Annotated in this window: 16 protein-coding genes and 1 tRNA gene; 6 read left to right on the top strand and 11 right to left on the bottom strand. The window is 40.0% G+C overall.

Features of this window, described 5'->3' with window-relative positions:
* Window positions 1-154 precede the first annotated feature (154 nt).
* On the bottom strand, window positions 155-478 hold the full coding sequence (locus tag CWB60_RS13400; RefSeq protein ID WP_004587649.1) for a c-type cytochrome: 324 nt from the start codon (window positions 476-478) through the stop codon (window positions 155-157).
* Window positions 479-638: 160 nt separating this feature from the next.
* Window positions 639-1,178 (bottom strand): DUF2058 domain-containing protein, encoded by a 540-nt coding sequence (locus CWB60_RS13395; RefSeq protein ID WP_004587650.1) that lies wholly within the window; start codon window positions 1,176-1,178, stop codon window positions 639-641.
* Between the two features lie 199 nt (window positions 1,179-1,377).
* Between CWB60_RS13395 and CWB60_RS13390 the strand changes: the two genes are divergently transcribed.
* On the top strand, window positions 1,378-2,523 hold the full coding sequence (locus CWB60_RS13390; protein WP_029772600.1) for an MFS transporter: 1,146 nt from the start codon (window positions 1,378-1,380) through the stop codon (window positions 2,521-2,523).
* Here the strand turns inward: CWB60_RS13390 and CWB60_RS13385 are convergent.
* Window positions 2,490-2,990, bottom strand: coding sequence for a prolyl-tRNA synthetase associated domain-containing protein (locus tag CWB60_RS13385; protein WP_138579728.1), 501 nt, complete (start codon window positions 2,988-2,990; stop codon window positions 2,490-2,492). The two genes, CWB60_RS13390 and CWB60_RS13385, sit on opposite strands and share 34 nt — an antisense overlap.
* Window position 2,991: 1 nt before the next feature.
* Entirely contained in the window at window positions 2,992-3,393 is a 402-nt protein-coding gene (locus tag CWB60_RS13380; RefSeq protein ID WP_138579729.1) for a putative periplasmic lipoprotein, read from the bottom strand.
* Window positions 3,394-3,557: 164 nt separating this feature from the next.
* Here CWB60_RS13380 and CWB60_RS13375 point away from each other — a divergent pair.
* The 4 genes from CWB60_RS13375 (at window position 3,558) to CWB60_RS13360 (ending at window position 10,551) form a co-directional block, all read left to right on the top strand.
* A tRNA-Ala gene (locus tag CWB60_RS13375) sits at window positions 3,558-3,633 on the top strand.
* Between the two features lie 154 nt (window positions 3,634-3,787).
* On the top strand, window positions 3,788-5,050 hold the full coding sequence (locus tag CWB60_RS13370; protein WP_138579730.1) for an ABC transporter substrate-binding protein: 1,263 nt from the start codon (window positions 3,788-3,790) through the stop codon (window positions 5,048-5,050).
* On the top strand, window positions 5,050-8,268 hold the full coding sequence (locus CWB60_RS13365; protein ID WP_138579731.1) for an ATP-binding protein: 3,219 nt from the start codon (window positions 5,050-5,052) through the stop codon (window positions 8,266-8,268). The genes CWB60_RS13370 and CWB60_RS13365 overlap by 1 nt, the downstream gene beginning before the upstream one ends.
* 57 nt (window positions 8,269-8,325) lie before the next feature.
* Complete coding sequence (locus CWB60_RS13360; protein ID WP_138579732.1) at window positions 8,326-10,551, top strand: two-component system response regulator; 2,226 nt, start codon at window positions 8,326-8,328, stop codon at window positions 10,549-10,551.
* Between the two features lie 46 nt (window positions 10,552-10,597).
* Here the strand turns inward: CWB60_RS13360 and CWB60_RS13355 are convergent, their stop codons facing one another.
* On the bottom strand, window positions 10,598-11,845 hold the full coding sequence (locus tag CWB60_RS13355) for a glutamate-5-semialdehyde dehydrogenase (protein ID WP_004587657.1): 1,248 nt from the start codon (window positions 11,843-11,845) through the stop codon (window positions 10,598-10,600).
* The gene (gene proB, locus CWB60_RS13350; protein ID WP_004587658.1) at window positions 11,842-12,948 is read right to left on the bottom strand and encodes a glutamate 5-kinase; all 1,107 of its coding nucleotides are present in this window, start codon (window positions 12,946-12,948) and stop codon (window positions 11,842-11,844) included. Before proB ends, CWB60_RS13355 begins: the two co-directional genes overlap by 4 nt.
* Window positions 12,949-13,799: 851 nt before the next feature.
* On the opposite strand from proB, the gene CWB60_RS13345 reads away from it, so the two are divergent.
* On the top strand, window positions 13,800-15,650 hold the full coding sequence (locus tag CWB60_RS13345; protein ID WP_029772605.1) for a cation:proton antiporter: 1,851 nt from the start codon (window positions 13,800-13,802) through the stop codon (window positions 15,648-15,650).
* 82 nt (window positions 15,651-15,732) lie between these two features.
* Here CWB60_RS13345 and CWB60_RS13340 read toward each other — a convergent pair whose 3' ends face one another.
* From CWB60_RS13340 to hflX, 5 genes are all read right to left on the bottom strand, one after another.
* Window positions 15,733-16,371, bottom strand: coding sequence for a tetratricopeptide repeat protein (locus CWB60_RS13340; RefSeq protein ID WP_029772606.1), 639 nt, complete (start codon window positions 16,369-16,371; stop codon window positions 15,733-15,735).
* A gap of 112 nt (window positions 16,372-16,483) precedes the next feature.
* Window positions 16,484-17,797: an adenylosuccinate synthase gene (locus CWB60_RS13335; RefSeq protein WP_004587661.1), complete on the bottom strand. Its 1,314-nt coding sequence runs from the start codon at window positions 17,795-17,797 to the stop codon at window positions 16,484-16,486.
* A 216-nt stretch (window positions 17,798-18,013) separates the two neighbouring features.
* The gene (gene hflC / locus CWB60_RS13330) at window positions 18,014-18,892 is read right to left on the bottom strand and encodes a protease modulator HflC (protein ID WP_004587662.1); all 879 of its coding nucleotides are present in this window, start codon (window positions 18,890-18,892) and stop codon (window positions 18,014-18,016) included.
* 5 nt (window positions 18,893-18,897) lie between these two features.
* Entirely contained in the window at window positions 18,898-20,070 is a 1,173-nt protein-coding gene (gene hflK, locus CWB60_RS13325; protein WP_004587663.1) for an FtsH protease activity modulator HflK, read from the bottom strand.
* Window positions 20,071-20,170: 100 nt separating this feature from the next.
* Window positions 20,171-21,460, bottom strand: a complete 1,290-nt coding sequence (gene hflX, locus CWB60_RS13320) for a ribosome rescue GTPase HflX (protein WP_024031472.1) — start codon at window positions 21,458-21,460, stop codon at window positions 20,171-20,173.
* Window positions 21,461-21,469: the final 9 nt, after the last annotated feature.

The raw sequence follows: 21,469 nt of genomic DNA, 5'->3' as shown, positions 1-21,469 counted from the left end.
AAAATACGTACAACAACACAAGTACGAATAGATGTTTAGAAGTCTAAAGCAGTATTAATTTTATAGCAAACACAAACAAAACAGCCACACAATTGTGTGGCTGTTTACGCTGCGCTTTAATTTAAAACGATAATACGTTTTTAAACGCGGTGCTTTATTTTACCTTTGAAAGGTAGTCAGCAATTGCTTCAAACTCTTCGTCCGTTACCGTTGCAACCATTGCTTTCATTGCGGCAGTCATACCATTGCTACGCGCGCCCGATTTAATATCTTTCATTTGGGCCACTAAATAGTCTTTGTTTTGACCATTAATTTTAGGGTATGCGCCCATAATAGGTGCTTTACCTTCTGCACCGTGACATGTTTGACACATTTTTTGGGTGTAAAGGGCTTCGCCATCAGCAGCGGCGGCGTTAAACGAAAAACTTGCGGCTAAACTAATACCCGCGCCTACTATTAGTGCTTTCATCTTGCTCATTATATTCACTCTTCTTTTTGACGGTTAGAAAATAGTCTATTGATTGTAGTAAACAATCTAGTAAAAAGCATACGTATCAATTTACGTTAGGCGATCAAACAAACATGACTACGTTTTCAGCCATTGTTGTTAACTTTAGCAAACAATACTGAACAGACACTTACCATACTAAATCATCTGGTACTTCAAAGTCTGCATATGGGTCGTCTTCATCTTTTGGTTTGTTTTCAGGTTCAACATGAAAAACAATGTACTTTTCATCAACTTCTGCGACTTTACGCGCCGGCTCATCATCGAGTACGTAAAACTGCCCTTCCAGTACACAAATAGCTAAACGACCACCCGATAACGCTTTTTGGGTTTTCTCGTTTACATCTATCCCTTTTACTTTGTTATCGTAAGTAAAATTAAAGGTACGCTCACCACGAATAGAGTCTTGGTTATGGTGCTCAAGTATTTGCTTAACACGAGCAACTTGCTCACGTTGCTTAAGCTCTTCTTGGCGCGACTGGTTAAGTTCTTCAGCCTTTTTTTGCTGCTCTAATTTAGTTTGCTGTATGTGCTTTTGCAGATCGCTTGGATTACTGGTAGCCCCTTTTTTTTGCTTTTTTTGTTGCTTACGTTTTTCTGACTTAGCAACTTTAGCTTTGTGCGATGTTGTTAACCCTGCTTGCAGCAATTGGTCTTGTAATGAACCCATGGCTTTGTTCCACTAAAAACTTATATTAGGTTTATTTTAATCACCAACGAGTACAAATAACAGTGCTATTAGCATTAATCTAGCAAAGGGCTGAATATACACTTTGATTTAGCGCAATTGTTGATGATTTAAGCTATGAAATATAAGCCATTTTTCATATACTTTGGCTAACTTATCAGCTTATGTTTTAAGCCCTACAATGCGTTTTGCTCATTTACTTATTTGCTCGGTGTTTATATTTTTTGTGCTGTACGCACCTCAGCCTTTGTTGAGCTTATTTGCTAGCGAATTTAACGTTCCCCCTGCGCTTGCCGGCAGCTTAATGAGCGTAACCATGCTGCCTTTAGCAATTGCGCCTTTGGTTTATGGGCTATTTTTAGCCAAGCAAAACCCGCTTATTATTTTACGTATTGCTATGTTTATTTTAGGAGTGAGCTGCATACTGTTTACAGTAGCGCCAAGTTTTGAGCTATTACTTTTGGTGCGTTTTATACAAGGCTTAACCTTACCTGCCGCGCTTACCGCGATGACAAGCTTTATTGGTATACGTTACAGCGCAGATGCCTTACAAAAAAATATGACCTTATACATAGGCAGTACCATAGCTGGGGGCTACTTTGGCCGAGTATTAGCCGCTTTATTTAGTGATGTATGGCATTGGCAAAGTTTTTATTATGTTATTTCGATTGTGCTTATTGGCCTGGCTATAAGTATAAAGCCCACGGGCTTTGTGGTATCTAATCAATCAGCACTTACGCCGTTAACGTATATTAAGCAGCTAAAAGATGCGGCAGTACTAAAATTGTATGGCGCCGTTTTTTGTATGTTTTTTTGCTTTGCAGCCTTATTAAATTACCTACCGTTTATTTTGCAAAACACCTTTTTAATTACAAACACACGCGATATTGGCTTAGTGTACAGCGGCTACTTAATCGGTGCTTTAGCATCTATTGCAACACCTTGGCTTGCTAAAAAAGTGCCTTCAGCTTGGCATTTACTTGCTGCGGTTTTTATCGTGTATAACTTAAGCATTGTATTACTTATAAGCCAGCAACTGAGTGTGTTTTTAATCGCGTTTACGTTATTTTGTGCTGCTATGTTTGTTATACACTCAAGCGCTGCTCCGCTTGTTAACAAGATTAGCAAAGCGCCTGCAAGTGTAACAAATGGCGGGTATGTATCGTTTTATTATAGTGGTGGGGCGCTGGGCTCGTTATTGCCAGGTATTGTTTATCAACACTCAGGGCAAACTGCATTTATGCTTTGCTTACTGAGTGTGTGTTTTATTGGTTTAGTCTTAGTCACTTTAGGCTATCGAGAAGGTAAAAACATTACCCGAGGCTGATGCCCTGTATGCTCAAAAAAGGTATTTAAATCATTTTTTGAAAGCAGCCAAGTTTGAGTGTTTTCAAACGGGTGACAATGAAACAGCTCGTTAAACCAAATATCTTGATCAAGCCACAAAGTAACATTGCTTTGTTTATCGTTTGCTAAAGCAAGCATAGACACACACCCGGACGCCACTTTTAAATAACGTGCTAACCGCTCGCTAGAGGCAAACCCCAACCGAGAAAGCCCCTGTTGCTTAGATAGGGTTTTTAAATCGAGCTGTTTGTCGTGTGCGGTAATTACTAAAAAGTGCTTTTTGCCCTCGTTATCACGCAAAAACAAGTTTTTAAGTCGCGTACCTGGGCGCTCCACCATAAATGCATCAGCATCTAAACTGGTATGTAACGCAGGGTGTTCTATTACATCGTAATTTATACCTAATTGCGCTAACAACTGCGCAAGCTTTGCTTTATCGGCCAACATACTACAAACAACGCCCTCTTAGCTGCACACTTAAGTCACGCCATAGCACTTGTGTAATTTCGTATTTATTTTCACAATAGTTATTTTCACTGAGGGTTTCGTTTAAAAACCTGACGGCTTCATCCTCAAGCTTAAGTTTTAACACACTAGAGTCTTCGAAGTGTTCTTGTTCTATGTAACGTTTTACATCAGAACGGCTCGGTCTTTTTTCGCCTCGCCCGCCGTTATTTAAGTTTATGTTACTGCGATGCTCAGCCTTTACCGATACAACATAAGCAAATATTTTGTTACCTTGCTCATCCACGTTCTCATAAAACTGCTTGTTATTTATTTCATAAGGAGGCGCTTCATTACTTGCACACCCTGCAAGTAGCAAAGCAAGTATACAGATACTTTTTTTCATTGTTTTTGTCGTTTCGCGAGGTATTTTTCTCGAGTCTATCAAAAATAAACGATAACAGTTAAATATTGCTAAAAAATACTTGACCAAATTTATAAAAATATTTAAAGTTCACCCCGCTTGGAACTCAGCAGCCAAGTAATTACAACTATGTAATTTAGGAATGTGGGGCTATAGCTCAGCTGGGAGAGCGCCTGCCTTGCACGCAGGAGGTCAGCAGTTCGATCCTGCTTAGCTCCACCACTTTCCTACTCTTCTATTACTTCCTATTTTTCATCGTCTTATTATTCTTTTATCTTCTACACAATAACTTTTATATTTGCTCATTCCTTGTTTGTTTAGTCTTTGTTGGCTATATATTATCTCATCTGTAGCAGTGATACTTTTGGCTTAAACAATGGATACCCCTAAACGCACCACATTAAAAAAGCTCGCTGTCATCGGTTTAACCGCGGGCGTAGTTACTCATGTACCTTATGTTTTTGCCCGAAAAAAAGTAACCCTAAGAGTCTTAGGAACACATGTCACGCTACAAGAAGCCATTCGTAAACAAGCTATGCTTGATTTAGGCATAAATATAGAATTTTCCCCTGCAGGTAGTGCTGCCGTATTACAAAAAGCCTCCATGGACCCTGGCTCATTTGATTTATACGAGCAATGGTCAAACAGTATTAATGTGCTTTGGCGGGCGGGGTCTATTCAGCCCATAGAAAAAAAACGACTAACCTACTTTAATGAAATAAATTCTCTTACCAAAACAGGGAAGCTCACCCCCGATGCAAAATTAGGTGCAGGCGACGCCCCTTATAAATTACTCAACGTACAAGAGGACGGCACACTTAGCGCAAACGAAAGCGATTACATTAGCTTTTTACCTTATGTACATAATGTTGACTCTTTTGGCTATAACACCGCCAAGATTAAGCCTGGTATTGCCTACGAAACTGAAAGTTGGGGCTGGTTACTTGATGATGCCCACCGGGGTAAAGTAGGTATTGTAAATGCGCCCACAATTGGCTTATTTGACCTTGCCTTGGCAGCACAAAGCAAAGGGTTAATAACATTTAAAGATATTGGTGCGATTACTCGCTCCGAGCTTGACCGTTTATTTAGTATTTTAATTGACTATAAACGCCAAGGGCATTTTGCAGGTTATTGGAACTCGGTGCCAGAGTCTGTTGAATTTATGAAAAGCCAACGCGTGCACATAGAAAGTATGTTTTCCCCCGCTGTGGCCGCGCTCAATAGTCAAAATGTTAACGTGCGATTTGCCGCTCCAAAAGAGGGCTACCGTGGCTGGCATGGGGTAATGTGCTTATCGTCACAGGTTAATAAAAACCAAAAAGATGCCGCATACGATTACATGAACTGGTGGCTTTCGGGTTGGGCCGGCGCATTTATTGCTCGCCAAGGGTATTACATTAGTAATCCACAGCGCTCAAAAGCAATGCTTTCACCAAGTGAATGGAATTACTGGTACTTAGGCAAGCCCACTACGGTTGACTTACTAAACACCCAAAAACAAGTCGCAGTAAAAGCCGGCGAGCAGCGAAATGGTGGTAGCTATTTAAAACGCTTAAGCAATGTAGCTGTTTGGAATAGCGTTATGCCGACTTACGATTACAGCTTGCAAAAATGGTATGAGTTAATAAGCAGATAATGATAACCCGTTCAATAAAATCAAAAATAATAATTGCTCTATGCGTATTAATTACTTTATTAATTTTGCAAAGTTACCTATTCAATTATTCGCAAAAATCACTTTTTGAGCTGCAAAATGCGCAGCACAAAGCTTTATTACAAAGCGAGTCCGTTACCCGTTTAGAAAACGATGTGATTTCTTTACAGAGCCAAGCTATTGCTTATCTAGATCATGCTAATAGCAATACCATTGAAAAGTTTAATGTGCACTTAAATGCTGCAAAAATGGATTTAGATACGCTAAGTACACATTTAAATGAGTATGATGAAAACTATCAAAACAATATAAAACGCCTTAACGAGTACTTAAATAATTACCAAGATACATTTAATCGCGTAGTCGTTAACAGAACTAAACGAGAGCAGCTGTACATTACACAGTTCAAACAACCTATTGAAGCGCTAAAAGCACAACTTAATGAGCTTAAAAAAAACACGCTAACCAGCAAGCAAAATAAAATAGTGAATACCCTTTTAACTATTAGCAATATAGAACAAGCAACAACCAATTATTTACACAAGCCAAATTATGATGAAGCACAAAATGTGCAAGATAACCTAGCACACTTAAATACCCTACTGGCGAGTATTGAAACCGCTAATGTTAGCCTACTTAATAATACTGACGAGCTTGAGCAAGCGTATAGCCAATTAGTTATTTTAACCCGTAGCTACACGTTTTCGATAAATGTAGTTTTAACAGGAATAGAAAACGAGCTGCTTTACCTAGCCGAAAAAATTAGGGATGTAGAGAAGCAAAAGCTCACCCAGACCGAGCAGCAGCTAAGAGACCATGTATTAAAAAGTACCGAAATGGCCAACCTTTTTGCCGCGCTGATCACTGTTATCATAATAGTAATTACCTTTTTTATATTTAACTCTGTCATTAAGCCCATTGCGAAATTAACTAAGCTGTTAAATGATATGAGTAATGAAAAGCAAGTAACACTAAATAGTGATGAGCATCATCAAAATGAAATTAACTCGGTTATTACCGCGGCTAATGCGCTGTATTTAAAAAACAAACAAACAAAAGAGCTACTAGCAGAAACCCAAGCGCTTAATTCTAAAATGGAATTAATGAACAAAGAGCTTACACTTGCCATCACTCAAGCAAAAAATGCCAACCAAGCGAAAGGTGACTTTGTAGCTAATATGAGTCATGAGCTTCGCACTCCAATGAACGGTATTTTAGGTATGCTGCAGCTATTACAAAGCAGCGCTCTTCCAGCAAAACAAAAACACTATGCAGATAAAGCGTTTTCAAGTGCTCAAAACTTACTGCAAATACTTAATAACGTACTCGACTTTTCAAAGCTTGAGTCTGATAAAGTAAAGCTTGAATCAATCCCTTTTACTTTGCATACCGTGGTTTCTAATGTAAAAAATTTATTTTCGGTAAATGCGAAACAAAAAGGGTTGCGCCTTAATTTTGTATTGCATGTTGATGCAGGGCTAGAGCTGATAGGCGATCCACTGCACTTGAGCCAAGTTATTAATAACTGTGTAGGTAATGCCATTAAATTTACAGATCGCGGTGAAGTAACCGTAACAATTGAAGCCACAACACAAAATGAGCAGCAAATACAGTTACGCTTTGGTATTAAAGACACTGGCATAGGCATGACGCCAGAGCAAACAGAATCCATTTTTGACTCGTTCTACCAAGGCGACTCCAGTACAACACGTAAATATGGCGGCACCGGATTAGGTTTAACTATTTGTAAGCAACTAACCAAGTTACTAGGCGGCGAAATACAAGTACGCAGCACACCCCACGTCGGGAGTGAGTTTTATTTTACACTACCGTTTAAAATGACGAGTAAAGAAGCGCTTAAAAAGCATGCCTTACTAATTACTCCCGATACTAAGCAAATAAAATCACTCACTAAGTTATTAAGTAGCGCTGATATTACTGCAGAAATTACCCAAGAGCCGCTACGTGCAATTGCAAAAATGTCTCAACCGAGTAACCCTTTTAATATTGTGATCATGACGTTGTCACACAAAGAACTAAAAGATAATTTTATTTTGCAGCAACTGTACTTACAAAAACAAAAAAATAAACACAAACTACTGCTTATTTTACTCATTAGCGATCAAGAGCATCCGCAGGCAGTCCCCGATAGCGATCATATTGATATTATAACAATAGGTAATACTCACACTGATTCTCAGTTAATGCGTTTATTATTACCCGACTCAACACAGCTTAAAGAAGGAGAGTCTTACCCACAGTTTACCGGTTACACCGCACTTGCAGTAGATGATAACCCTGTAAACCAAGAGATTCTTGAAGCACTGTTAACTAAAATGAATATGACTGTTCTCTCTGCAAGTAATGGCGAGGAAGCACTCATTAAAGTAGAAGAAAACACAATTGATATTATTTTTATGGATATTCAAATGCCAGTGATGGATGGCCTAGAAGCGACACGTATACTGCGTCAAAGGGGTTATACAACGCCTATTGTTGCTGTAACTGCAGCTGTGTTTTCTAATGATAAAAAAGCCGCCATTCGAGCAGGCATGGATGATTATTTAGTCAAGCCGTTATTATTTGGTCTACTTTGTGACAGCATAGAAAAGCATCTAACAAAAACCCATACGTTATGTACATTAAACCTCGATGTAGCACGGTCTAATCTTGAAGATAATAATGAACTCATTAATTCAATATTCACTAAGTTTAATACCGATTACAGCCACTTTATGGAGGTAGCTGTAAAGCACTTGAAAAATAATGAGCATAAAACATTAGCTAGAGCGATGCATAACTTAAAAGGCTTAGCCGGCACCCTAGGGTTAGAGCTACTAGAGCAAAGCGCTAAAAAAGCAGAGTTAGAACTGAGCAGTAACGCATGCACCGATCTTAGTGTTTTTAATGAACAATTGACCTTAGCACTTTATGCAGTCAGACAGCTACTGGTAACAAACTCCTATAATCATCAGCCAGAAGCTATAAGCTCTGGGCAAAATCCAGATACATTAATTGATGAAATCTATTCTTTAGCGTTATCTGCCCGTCCTATTCCTAGTAAATTAGTTAGAGAAATTGCGCTTCAAAAATTCGATCATTCCCATCCATTATTCAAGCTAAAAGAGGCAATAGATAACTTTAACTACGCTTTAGTGATTAAACTTATTGATAAATACAGAAATAACTATAAAAACTAGACAATTATGGCAACTATAAACTAACTTTAAGGGGTAATTAAAGAATAAGGATTTAGTGTGCATTCAACCTTTCTCGCTGGCAACAATCAACCTGCAGTAACTCAACCGCGAAAGCCTTTGATACTCATTGTTGATGATGAACCTAGCAACCTACATGTATTAGTTGAGGGCCTACTTGCAGACTACGATGTACGCATTTCAACAAGTGGTGAACAAGCGCTTGTATTTGTTGAATCCACACGCCCAGATTTAATTTTACTCGATATTATGATGCCAGGCATGGATGGCTATGAAGTATGTAAAAGATTAAAAGCAAAGCAAAATACCAAAGGCATTCCCATCATTTTTGTCACCGCACTTACTGAAGTAGAGTCTGAAGAGAAAGGCTTTGCAATGGGTGCCATTGATTATATCCATAAACCTTACAAGTTAGCTTTGGTTAGAGCGCGCATACGTACGCACATTACTGCACAAGGCATGCTAGACAGACTTATCGAAAAAAACTTTGACTTACACGACAAATTACTCGAAATAGAAGCCCTTGCAAAAGAGTTAAGCCAACGCGAGGAAGAGCTAAAGCAGCTGTCATCTAAGCAAAAGTTATTTTACCAGGCACTTACCAGTACCGCCGATGGTGTTGTAATTACTAATAGCGATGGCAAGATTATCGCTGTTAATCCATCATTTTGTAGAATTACCGGCTATTGCGAAGCCGAATCGTTGGAAATGGATTTAAAAGAGATCAAACAAAATAACCACCCAAGTATTAGCTTTGATGAGGTATGGAAGCACGCTAACGAAGCGGGCTACTGGAGCGGTGAACTTGTAACACGAAGAAAAAATGGCGAGCTATACCCTGAGCTATTAACACTTAGCATGGTAAAAAGCGAGCAAGATACCAACATTCACTACATTGGCGTTTTTAGTGATATTTCAAGCGTAAAAGTAACGCAAGAGCGCATAGATTACCTAACTTGGCATGATGAGCTTACTAAGCTGCCAAACCGTAACGGTTTTTTAAAGCAATTAGAACAACAACTACAAGATTGCAGTAGCGATAAAACATATGCCTATATTTATATTATCGACATTGATAGCTTCCACTCTATTAATGATGGCTTAGGGCTTTTAGCAGGTGATAATATTTTAAAGGAGCTTGCTCAGCGTATTCATGCCAATGTAGATAAAAAAGATATTATCGCACGCTTAGGCAGTGATGAATTTGCCGCCTTATGTAGCGTAGATAAAGGAATTGGGCGTACACGTGCGCAATCAATCGCCGAAAACAAAGCGCAAGAGCTTTTAAACGCAGTCAACCGCCCTTTTGACGTTGATGGGCAAGAGGTTAGCTTAACAATTAGTATAGGCACTTATATTTTCCCGCGAGACGATGTATGGGAAAGTGCTATTGAGACAATCAGAAATTGTGAAGCAGCCTGCTATAAAGCCAAAGAAAAAGGCGGAAACAGAGTTACATTTTTTGATACTACATTTGGCGAGCAAGCTAAACGACGCTTTGAAATTGAACAAGACTTAAGAAAAGCCATTCCTCAAAATGAGCTATCCATATTTTTGCAGTCGCAATTTGATAGTAAGCAAACGTTAAAAGGCGCAGAAATACTGCTGCGCTGGGATCACCCTCAAAAAGGCTTTATAAGCCCATGTGAATTTATATCAATAGCTGAAGAATCTGATGTTATTTTTGAATTAGACTGCTGGGTTACGACTAATGCACTTAATTTACTTACCAAGCTTAAATACAGCCACCCAAGTTTGAATATTTCGGTAAATATAAGCGGTCGCCATTTTCATGAACCGCGATTTTTAAACTTTATAAGCCAACAAATTAAAAGTGTTGATATTAATCCTCAGCAACTCACAATAGAGATAATAGAGGGGACGTTACTTAATCACATGGAAGCGGCCATTGAAGCCGTACACTACCTTAAAAAGCTGGGCGTACGTGTATCAATAGATGACTTTGGCACGGGCTACTCAAGTTTAACCTACTTAAAACAGTTACCTATTCATGAGCTAAAAATAGATCGCTCATTTGTGCTTGAAGCCCCCACTGATAACAACGATAAATTAATTATTGATATGATTGTCAGCCTTGGCAGGTTGTTTCAATTAGAAGTGGTAGCGGAAGGAGTCGAGAATCAATCGCACTTTGACTTATTACAAGAGTACCCTGAAGTTATCCTACAAGGGTACCATCTGCACCGGCCTGAGCCATTAGAAAGCTGGTTAGAAAAACTAAACCATACTTTGCAAAACGCATAAAAAAACGCCGATTAAACAATCGGCGTTTTTTTATATATGAAGTACGTTACTTACGTACTTGGCCTTCGCCATTAACTAAATACTTTTCAGTTGTAAGTGACTCAAGCCCCATAGGACCATAAGCATGTAGCTTAGTTGTAGCTATACCAATTTCAGCACCTAACCCTAATTGCGAGCCATCTGAGAAACGCGATGATGCATTTACCATTACTACCGATGCATCAACACTGCGTTGGAAAAGCTCAGCCGCAGTATCGTTTTTAGTACAAATAACCTCAGTGTGGTTTGAACCAAATTGAGCAATATGCTCCACAGCAGCACTAAAGCTTGGTACTACACGAATAGCAATTTCTAAATCTAAGTATTCTTCACCAAATTCATTATCAGCAAGTACTGTAGCATTATCGAAGTATTTTGCGGCTTGCTCATCTGCATTAATTTTCACACCTTCTTGGCGCAATACAACGGCACATAAATTTAAAAATTCATCAGCAACGTCTTGGTGAACCACTAGCCCTTCAAGCGCATTACATACGCCTGTGCGCTGTGTTTTACCATTTAATAGTAAATTAAGTGCAACCTCTAAGTCGGCATCTTTATCTACGTATAAATGACACACCCCTTTAAAGTGCTGAATAACAGGAATAGTACTGTTTTCTGTAACAAAGTTAATTAAGCCTTCGCCACCTCGTGGGATGATTAAATCAATACTTTCGCGTTGCTGCATTAGCTCCATAAGCAACGCACGGTCTGGATCAGGAATAACTGAGATCAGCGCTTTAGGTAAGTTATGTTTTTCAAGTACACCGTGCATTACACTCGCAATGGCTTGCGAGCTTTTAAGGGCTTCTTTACCGCCACGTAAAATAACACCATTACCCGATTTAAAACACAATGCGCCTGCATCCGCAGTTACATTAGGACGCGCTTCGTAAATCATACATACAACGCCTAATGGCACACGCATTTTACGTATTTTAATGCCATTTGGGCGCTCTGTAATGTCGCGTAGCTGACCGACTGGATCATCTAAACTTACAATAACTTCAATACCCTCTGCCATTGCTTCAATGCGCTCTTCGTTAAGCGTTAGGCGGTCGATCATCGAAGCGGCTAAGTTATTATCCCGTGCTGCGCTTAAATCACTTTCGTTTTCTTTAATTATAAATGCTTTTTCTGCGCGTAATGCTGCCGCCATTTCGGTTAACACTTGGTTTTTGGTCTCGGTATCGAGTAAAGCAAGTGTGTTTGCAGCTTTTGCTGCCTGGCGTGAAATATCCGTAATCAAACTCATGACTTCTCCAATAATGCGATATCTTTTTCTGAAATAACAGGACCAATAGAATCCTGCATTTTTTCGCTAAATTCACTTTGCTCGTTATCTGCAATAAAGCTTAACAAGCAACTACTATAATTTGCGGTGGCTTTTGCTAAACGTGTGCCATCCTCGCTTCTAACTAAAATGGTATCGCCAATGGCAAACTCACCATGAACTTCCATTATTTCGTCGCCACGTATGCAACCGTTTTCACCTTCAAGAGACTCATCAAACGAGCCATCTACAACTACTTCACCTTGCTCATTGGCTGTATGCGTCATCCAGTGCACAGCTTCTTGCATTGGTTTTTCATAAGGAAGGAAAACACTACCAGGGTTGTCACCTGCCAATAATCTATTAAAGGTTTCTTCTTTAAAGCCATTAATAATATAAGTAGCAATACCGTGAGACGTTGCTTTTTCGGCAGCTTCAATTTTGGTTTTCATGCCACCGGTTCCTACAGAGCTTGTAGCACATCCTGCCATAGCATAAATAGACTCATCAATTGATTTTATTTCAGGCAGTAAAACTGCATCGTCGTGCAAATTTGGGTTTTTATCATACAGCCCATCTACATCAGAAAAAATCATTAATGCATCGGCATCAGCGGCCGCCGCTACCATGGCTGATAAGTTATCGTTGTCACCTACTTTTAAGTCATCCGTTGTTACAGCATCATTTTCGTTAATGATAGGCAGTACACCATGCTCTAACAAAGTAAAAATAGTTTCGCGAATACTTTCATAGCGCTCACGGTCACGCAAATCACCATGGGTTAATAATAATTGCGCTGAAGGAAAATCGAAAAAGCGATCCCACATGGCCATCATTTCAGTTTGACCTGCCGCTGCCATCGCTTTTTTCATCACAACTGAACGTGGAATGTCAGATGGGAATAAGTGTGAGCCTGCAGCTACTGAGCCTGAAGATACTAAAATAACTTCAATACCACGAGCACGACAGCGAACAATAAATTGCGCAATGGTTAATAAGTAGCGTGAACGGCACCCATCTTGATCTGGAGCAATTAATGCACTACCTACTTTTAAAACAATACGACGCCAATTTAACTTTTGCATAAAATCTCAACTTTCCATTTTATCTGCATTCACATAGTGTGAACTAAAACTAGGTAATTGCGTATAAAATACGCAATTTCGAATAGGTTGTTTGTTTATACACTTTTTAGACGCACGCAAATACACGACCTAAAATTGCTTTTAGATTTGTAAAGACATGAAACAGCACCAACCAAAATAAATGGAGGTCTATTAAATATAAAAATAAAAAGTGTTGTTTATGTATCGCTGTAAAAAGATGTGTGCGGCCTTTTTGTTAACAACATACATAGAGCCTCTAAAGTCAGATACACCAACAGATAGGGTGATGACTTAAGGACCGAGATTTAGCCGCCACGATGGGAGCTAAACATTGAAAGTAATAGTTCAACTCAAACATTTATTTACTTAATTGCTTAAATAAACTTGTTTGAAAAAACCATACCAAGATATTCAATAATACAATAGCTACTAATTAATGGTAAAAATAGCTTACAAATCTATTATTACAGGGCAAATATGACGCTAGTATTAATGCATACCGTTATTTTGCAAAATTATATTTAGATGACTAATTGTTTGAACTCTAAATATAATACGCTATTTCAAGGTGTAAGATCAAGGCTAAAAATCACTCTAATGTAGAGCTACGCCTCACTTCTAAGCGGTTAATCATTTAAAATCAAGGGGTTATATTTATTTTTGAGTTTTAATTCAATTTTTATAAATAAATCAATAAGTTTAACCTACAATTTTTGTATTAAACGCTAAAATTTTATTAGCAAATTAAACATTTCACGTGTATACCCCTGTATTAATATTTAACAAAAGTTATACTTTTCACATTGTGATAAATAAGGAATTCTTAATTTATGTCAGCAATTTATATAGCCGGTATCGCACTGTGTTCGGTGCTTGCCCAATGGGTAGCGTGGGCGTTTAAAGTACCCGCTATTTTGTTCTTATTGCTTACCGGTTTATTGCTAGGGCCGTTTAGTGGTGTATTAGACCCTGATGCTTTACTGGGTGATTTATTATTTCCTGTTGTGTCACTGAGCGTGGCTGTCATTTTATTTGAAGGCTCCCTTACTTTGCACTTTAGAGAATTAAAAGGCATAAGTAAGGTCGTACGCAACCTGTGCTCTATCGGCATGATCACCACCTGTGTGGTAATAAGCTTAAGTGCCTATTGGTTACTTGAGCTTAACTGGCGGGTGGCTGCAGTATTAGGCGCTGTGCTAGTAGTAACAGGGCCTACGGTAATCGCCCCTTTACTTAATTCGATGCGCCCAACACAAGATATTGACCGTATATTACGATGGGAAGGCATTGTAATTGACCCAATCGGTGCTCTTTTTGCTGTGCTTGTATTTGAAGCAGTCATGCTGGTAGGCCAAGGAGAAGTGCTTAGCCACACTATTATTGCACTTGTTAAAACAGTCGGCGTAGGGCTTTCTATCGGTGTTGTTGCGGGGTGGATCACCACACAGCTTATGCGCCGTGAATGGCTACCGTTCGAGTTACATAAATTTGGTATACTTGCCTTGGTGCTTATTAGCTTTTCGGTATCTAATCACTTAAGTCACGAATCGGGACTATTGGCTGTTACCGTATTTGGTATTTGGCTTGCAAATCAAAATGATTTAGAAATCGATTCTGTACTTGAGTTTAAAGAAGACTTATCGATGATTTTAATATCATCACTGTTTATTTTACTTGCTGCGCGGCTACAGCTTTCTGACTTGATGATGTTAGACAGCGACGTATTTATATTCCTTGCAGTGGTGTTATTTATAGCGCGCCCATTGTGTATTGCCATATCTACTTTTGGTACTGACTTGCCAATGAAATCGCGCTTGGTGCTATCGTGGATAGCCCCTAGAGGTATTGTTGCAGCTGCTGTTGGCTCGGTATTTGCGCTAAGTATGATGGAAGCTGGCGTAGCTGATGCAGAAAAAATGGTGCCGTTAATATTTACCGTTATTATCATCACTGTGGTATTGCAAAGCTTAACTGCTATCCCTGTTGCTAAGTTATTGGGCGTGCGCCAACCTTCTCCAAATACCATACTGATTATTGGTGCAAACCATGTATCTCGCGCTATAGGTAAAGGCTTACAAGAGCAAAGCATTCCTGTTCATCTATCAGACCCCGCATGGGAGAACTGTAAAATGGCTCGTATGGACGGCCTTGCCTGTTATTATGGTAACCCACAATCAGAGCATGCTGAGCGTTACTTGCCGCTCACAACAATAAGAACGGTATTAGCACTTTCACCAAACCGCCACCATAATGCGCTTGGTGTACAATATTTTTCTCACTTGTTGAATGAAAAAAATGTATTTTCACTGCGCTCATCTACCTCGCATGCTAAAGCGAATAAAGACAGTGCAACATTCCTATCTAGACAAATTTTGTTTGGTGAAGATGGCTCTTACGCTCGCCTAAGCAGTATTATTGCTAAAGGCGGTAAAGTGAGTGCGACGCGTATTTCAGAAGAATTTGATTGGGAAAAATACCAAGAGATGAACCCTGAAGCGATCCCGTTGTTTATTTTAAAAGGTGATAAAGACAACGACGACGATACGCCAGTAAAGCTTCGCCCATTTACCAGTAATATGGAAAAGCCACCGCAGGAGGGCGAGCGTATCTTTGCACTTCAGCCGCCAAAAATGTCGGTGTTAAAAGACCCCGCTAAAACAAAAAATAAAGAAGAGAGCTAACCTCTTTTTAGTTATTGCAAAAAAGCCCTAATTAAATATTAGGGCTTTTTTATTTTATAAAAATAGCGTGCATTATCGACACTTACATGGGTAATCTCGCGCGGGCAACAACACTATCGGGCATTTTTTTAGCGAGTAAGCTAAGCGCACGCTCAATTTTTTTATGGGTTGCTTTATCTGCCACCATGGCATTGAATAACCAGCGATACGCATCTTCAAAGTCACGTGGGCTTCCGTAGCCTGCATTAAAAAGCTTAACCAGCCTTAGCTGTGCTTTTAAGTTCCCTTGCGCTGAGGCCTCTCGTAAGTAGGTAATGGCCATAGCTTTATCTTGCTGCACTAAGCGACCCGTGTCGTAATAACGTCCAAGCTGCTCTAATGCAGCCGCTAAGCCTTGTTCAGCCGCTTTACGCATGTAGTACACACCTAATTCCACATTGCGTTCAACACACACGTTATATGCCAGCATATCGCCATATAAAAATTGGTAAGATGGCAGCGCCATTTTATTGGCCCTTGCCTCTATATCTTGTACTAATTGGCAATCATCTGCCTTTACACGCTGCAAATGTGTATTTTTATTTATTAGTGCAATCAGCTCCGGTTCGGTATAAAGCGGCACCGCAGCGGGCGTTTCTTCAGCTAACACATTGCTACTTATAGATAAAAGTAACGGAGTGAGCAAAGACGCTAGAAAAGTGTTACAGGTAGATAGGCGCATGTTTACCACGTATAAAATAAAACTTATCAAATAATATACAAAGATCGTTCCAAGGTGAATTTTAGGCATAAAAAAAGCTGCAAAAAGCAGCTTTTTTTTAAACTAATGGTGATTAAGCAAACGGGTTGCGAAGTACCATTGTTTCTACACGATCTGGGCCGGTAGAAATAATATCAACAGGTACACCTGTGATTTCTTCGATACGCTTGATGTAGTCAATCGCAGCTTTTGGTAAGCCTTCAAGGCTAGTTACACCAACTGTGTTTTCAGACCAACCTGGCATCTCTTCATATACTGGTGTTACTTTCTCGTAACCCTCAGCAGCTAATGGCGTTACATTAGTCACTGTGCCATCTTCAAGCTGGTAACCAGTACAGATTTTAAGCGTTTCTAAACCATCTAAAACATCTAACTTAGTTAAACAAAAACCAGAGATGCTATTGATTTGAACTGCGCGGCGCATTGCCACAGCATCTAACCAACCAGTACGGCGTAAACGACCTGTGGTCGCGCCAAACTCATGACCTTTATCACCTAAGTGCTTACCCACTGGGTCTTGTTTTTCAAGCCCATCGTAAAGCTCTGTAGGGAAAGGACCAGAACCAACACGTGTAGTGTACGCTTTAATAATACCTAACACGTAGTCAAGGTTTAATGGACCAAAACCAGCACCAGTCGCAACGCCACCAGCAGTGGTGTTTGAAGAGGTTACATAAGGGTAAGTACCGTGATCGATATCAAGTAATGTACCTTGCGCACCTTCAAATAAAATGTGTTCGCCCGCTAAACGTGTTTGATCTAAAAGCTCAGTTACATCAACAACCATTGCTTTTAAGATGTCTGCAACAGCCATTGCATCATCAAACGTTTTTTGGAAATCAACAGCATCTACTTTGTAGTAGTTAACTAAAGTGAAGTTATGGTATTCAAGTACTTCTTTTAGTTTAGCTGCGAATAATTCTGGATTGAATAAGTCACCTACGCGTAAACCGCGACGGGCTACTTTATCTTCGTACGCAGGACCGATACCACGGCCAGTTGTACCAATTGGCTTGTCGCCGCGAGCAGTTTCGCGAGCTACATCTAATGCAACATGGAAAGGCAGAATTAACGGACATGCTTCACTAATTAAAAGACGCTCACGTACAGGTACGCCACGCTCTTCTAACATGCCAATTTCTTTCATTAGCGCTTCTGGTGATAAAACCACACCATTACCAATCACACATTTAACATTGTCACGTAATACACCCGATGGAATAAGGTGTAGAACTGTCTTTTCACCGTCAATAACTAAAGTATGACCCGCATTGTGGCCACCTTGGTATCGAACTACTAAAGATGCTTTGTCTGTAAGGAGATCAACAACCTTACCCTTACCTTCGTCACCCCATTGGGTGCCTAATACAACAACGTTTTTACCCATTGTAAATTCACTTCGAGAAAATTAGGACGAGATTTTACCAGAAAACGGAAGTAAAGATCACCCCTGTTCAGCTTATTTTTTCTGCGCGTATTTTTTAGGCCATCACACTTTTTAAATAACCACATATATAACAGTAATTTAAAGTTTTAAATTATGCTTAACAAAAAGCCCCGCATAGGCGGGGCTTTATAACTTTTTAAATGATTAAGGCATCGCTTATTGCGCTGCAGCGCCTTTCATATATTTAAAGAAGTCACTATCTGGTGAAAGTACCATAACATCTTGTTTATCTTTAAAGGTCTTTTTATACGCCTCTAAAGAACGAACAAAACCAAAGAACTCTGGATCTTTGTTGTATGCTTTAGCATAAATAGCGGCAGCTTCTGCATCACCTTGACCACGAACTGAGCGCGCATTACGCTCTGCATCAGCAAGCATTACCGTTACACGGCGGTCAACATTTGCACGAATAGTTTCTGCTTTTTCTTGACCTTCCGAGCGGTGCTCTTTTGCAACAGCAGTACGCTCAGCGCGCATACGTTGGTAAATAGAGCTACTCACTTCTTGTGGTAAGTTAATTTGCTTAACACGCACGTCAAGTACTTCAATACCTAACTCGCGCGCACTTTCAGAAGCTTGTACTAACGCCTCTTCCATTAGCTCACTACGCTCACCCGATACAATCTCGCGAATAGTACGCGTACCAAAGTTAGTACGCAGACCATTATTAACTTTTTGCTTTAGTAGTGTTTCAGCATATTGCTTATCACCACGAGCACGAAGGTAAAATGCGCTAAAGTCGTTTACGCGCCATTTAACAAACGAATCAACAATTAAGTCTTTTTTCTCGCTTGTTACAAAGCGGTCTGGCGTGCCATCTAGCGTTTGAATACGTGCATCAATACGACGTACTTGGCTAAAAAATGGTACTTTTAAGTGAAGGCCTGGGCTGTATACAACGGCTTTGTCTTCACTGTCTTTTTCAACTTTGCTAAATAGCAGCACAATCGCTTTTTGCCCTTCAGGTACTACAAATACCGCAGAGAAAGACATAACAATGGCAGCTAATAGTATGACTAAACTAAAGTTTTTCATTACGCTTATCTCCCGTTATTGTTAAAGCGATCACTGTTAAAACGGTCATTACCGCTATTCACAGTGCTATTTCGTGATGTATTTACTTTATTGCGTAAATCTTGAATATCACTTGAGCTTGGTAAAGCTACACGTGTTGCAGTACCTTGCTTTTCCATAATTTTATCAAGTGGTAAGTACATCATGTTGTTACCGCCTTTAACATCAACAATGACTTTAGAACTGCTGCTAAGCACCTCTTCCATAGCATCAATGTATAAACGTTCGCGCGTTACTTCTTTAGCTGCTTGATACTCAGGTAATAGCTTTTCAAAACGAGCCACTTCACCTTGTGCTTCAAGTGTAATGCGTTCTTGATAACCTTCTGCTTCTTGCGTCATACGTGTTACTTGACCACGCGCGCGCGGTTCAATTTCACGTGCATACGCTTCTGCTTCACGGATGAAACGCTCTTCATCTTCTTGTGCGGCAATAGCGTCATCAAATGCATCTTTTACTTCAGTTGGTGGACGTGAATCTTTAAAGTTCACATCGGTCACAATTAAACCTAAGTTATACGGTTCGATGATTTTATTAAGCTCATCCCACGTATTTTGACGAACAACTTCACGGCCATTAGTCAGTACTTGGTCCATTTTTGCATGGCCAACAACGTAACGTAACGCGCTATCAAGCGCTTCTTCTAAGCTGTTATCTGCATTAGTTACGCTAAACTTGTAAAGGTACGGGTCAATAACACGGTATTGCACTTCAAACTCAACGCTTACTACGTTTTCATCTTCCGTTAGCATAAACCCTGATGCAGATAATGAACGCACAGCTTCAATATCTACCGGGATAACCGTTTCAATAAAGGTCATTTTCCAGCGTAAGCCTGGCTCTGCAATACGGTCATACTTACCAAATTGCAGTACCACACCACGTTCGGCTTCTTTAACCGTATAAATACCACTTAACGCCCACACAATTGCGGCGATAATGAGGATAAATGAAATACCGGCTCCGCCAAGTCCACCGCCACTATTATTGCCGGATTTTTTACCGCCAAATATGCCGCCTAACTTGTTGCTAAACTTACGGAACACCTCGTCTAAATCAGGTGGGCCTTGATCACGTCCGCCTTTATTGTTCCACGGATCTTTGTCATTGCCATTATTACCCGGTTCATTCCAGGCCATAGCTATACTCCATTGTTATCTAAATAAATTAGGAAATTGTGTTAAATCTATCAAATCTACCGCGTTTCTCATACAAAAACCGACATTTATGTGCCAATTTTTAATCGCGATTGATAAAACCTTCAATTTCAGGACCAAACTCTTTAATTAATCGGTTCCATTCAACCATAGGTAAACGTACATCCAACAACCAGTTACCATGTTCATCAAAGCGCTCTTCATGGACTGCACTTAAGCTAAATAAAGACGCTCTTAAGCGGCCATATTGAGGGGCAAGTAATAACGTACCACTAAGCATTTTCTTAGCCAGCAGGTCACTTATTGCCTCACTAAGTAGCTCACACCCTTCGCCGGTTTGTGCAGATAACCATACTCTTATAGGCTGCCCTTGGTCATCCCGATCAATTCGTGGGCTTACATCATCAAGCGCATCAATTTTGTTATAAACTAATAATTGCGGTACTTCATCAGCTTCAATCTCTTTTAAAACCGACTGTACTTCCTCTATGTTTTCGCGTCTGCGCGGGTCTGCCACATCAATTACATGTAATTGTAGGTCGGCTTCACGCGTTTCTGTTAATGTTGCTTTAAAGGCTGCCACTAAGTCATGCGGTAAGTGGCGAATAAATCCCACTGTATCGGCCAAAATAACCGAACCAACATCACCTATATCAAGTTTACGTAGTGTTGGGTCAAGCGTGGCAAAAAGCTGATCCGCTGCGTATACATCTGAGTCTGTTATACGGTTAAACAGGGTTGATTTACCCGCATTGGTATACCCTACAAGCGACACAGTAGGAATTTCGTTACGCGTACGCGCACGTCTACCCTGCTCACGTTGTACAGCCACTTTGGCTAATCGGGCACGAATATTTTTAATGCGCGCGCGCAATAAACGTCTATCGGTTTCAAGCTGTGTTTCGCCTGGGCCTCGTAAACCTATTCCCCCTTTTTGGCGCTCAAGGTGAGTCCACCCTCGGATTAATCGAGTAGACATATGCCTAAGCTGAGCAAGCTCTACTTGTAGCTTACCTTCGTGGGTACGGGCTCTTTGGGCAAAAATATCAAGAATAAGTGTTGTTCTATCAAGTACACGACATTGGCAAACGCGCTCTAAATTACGTTCTTGAGACGGACTTAATTGATGATTAAAGATGACAACATCTGCATTGTGGATTTTGACAATCTCAGCTATTTCTTCTGCTTTACCGGTACCGACGAATAGTTTCGGATGTGGTGCTTGGCGGCTGCCTTGCACAACCGCCAAACTACTAACACCAGCAGAAGATACCAACAACTCTAATTCATGAAGATCTTCACGATCGCCATCTTTAGGTAAGTCGATATGAACTAAGACTGCCTGTTCGCCGGATTCATAGCGGTCAAACAAGCATTACGC

Source organism: Pseudoalteromonas sp. S327 (assembly GCF_005886415.1).
Taxonomy (GTDB): Bacteria; Pseudomonadota; Gammaproteobacteria; order Enterobacterales; family Alteromonadaceae; genus Pseudoalteromonas; species Pseudoalteromonas atlantica.
The sequence above is the reverse complement of the archived record's forward strand: the minus strand, read 5'-3'. Positions and strand labels throughout refer to the sequence as shown.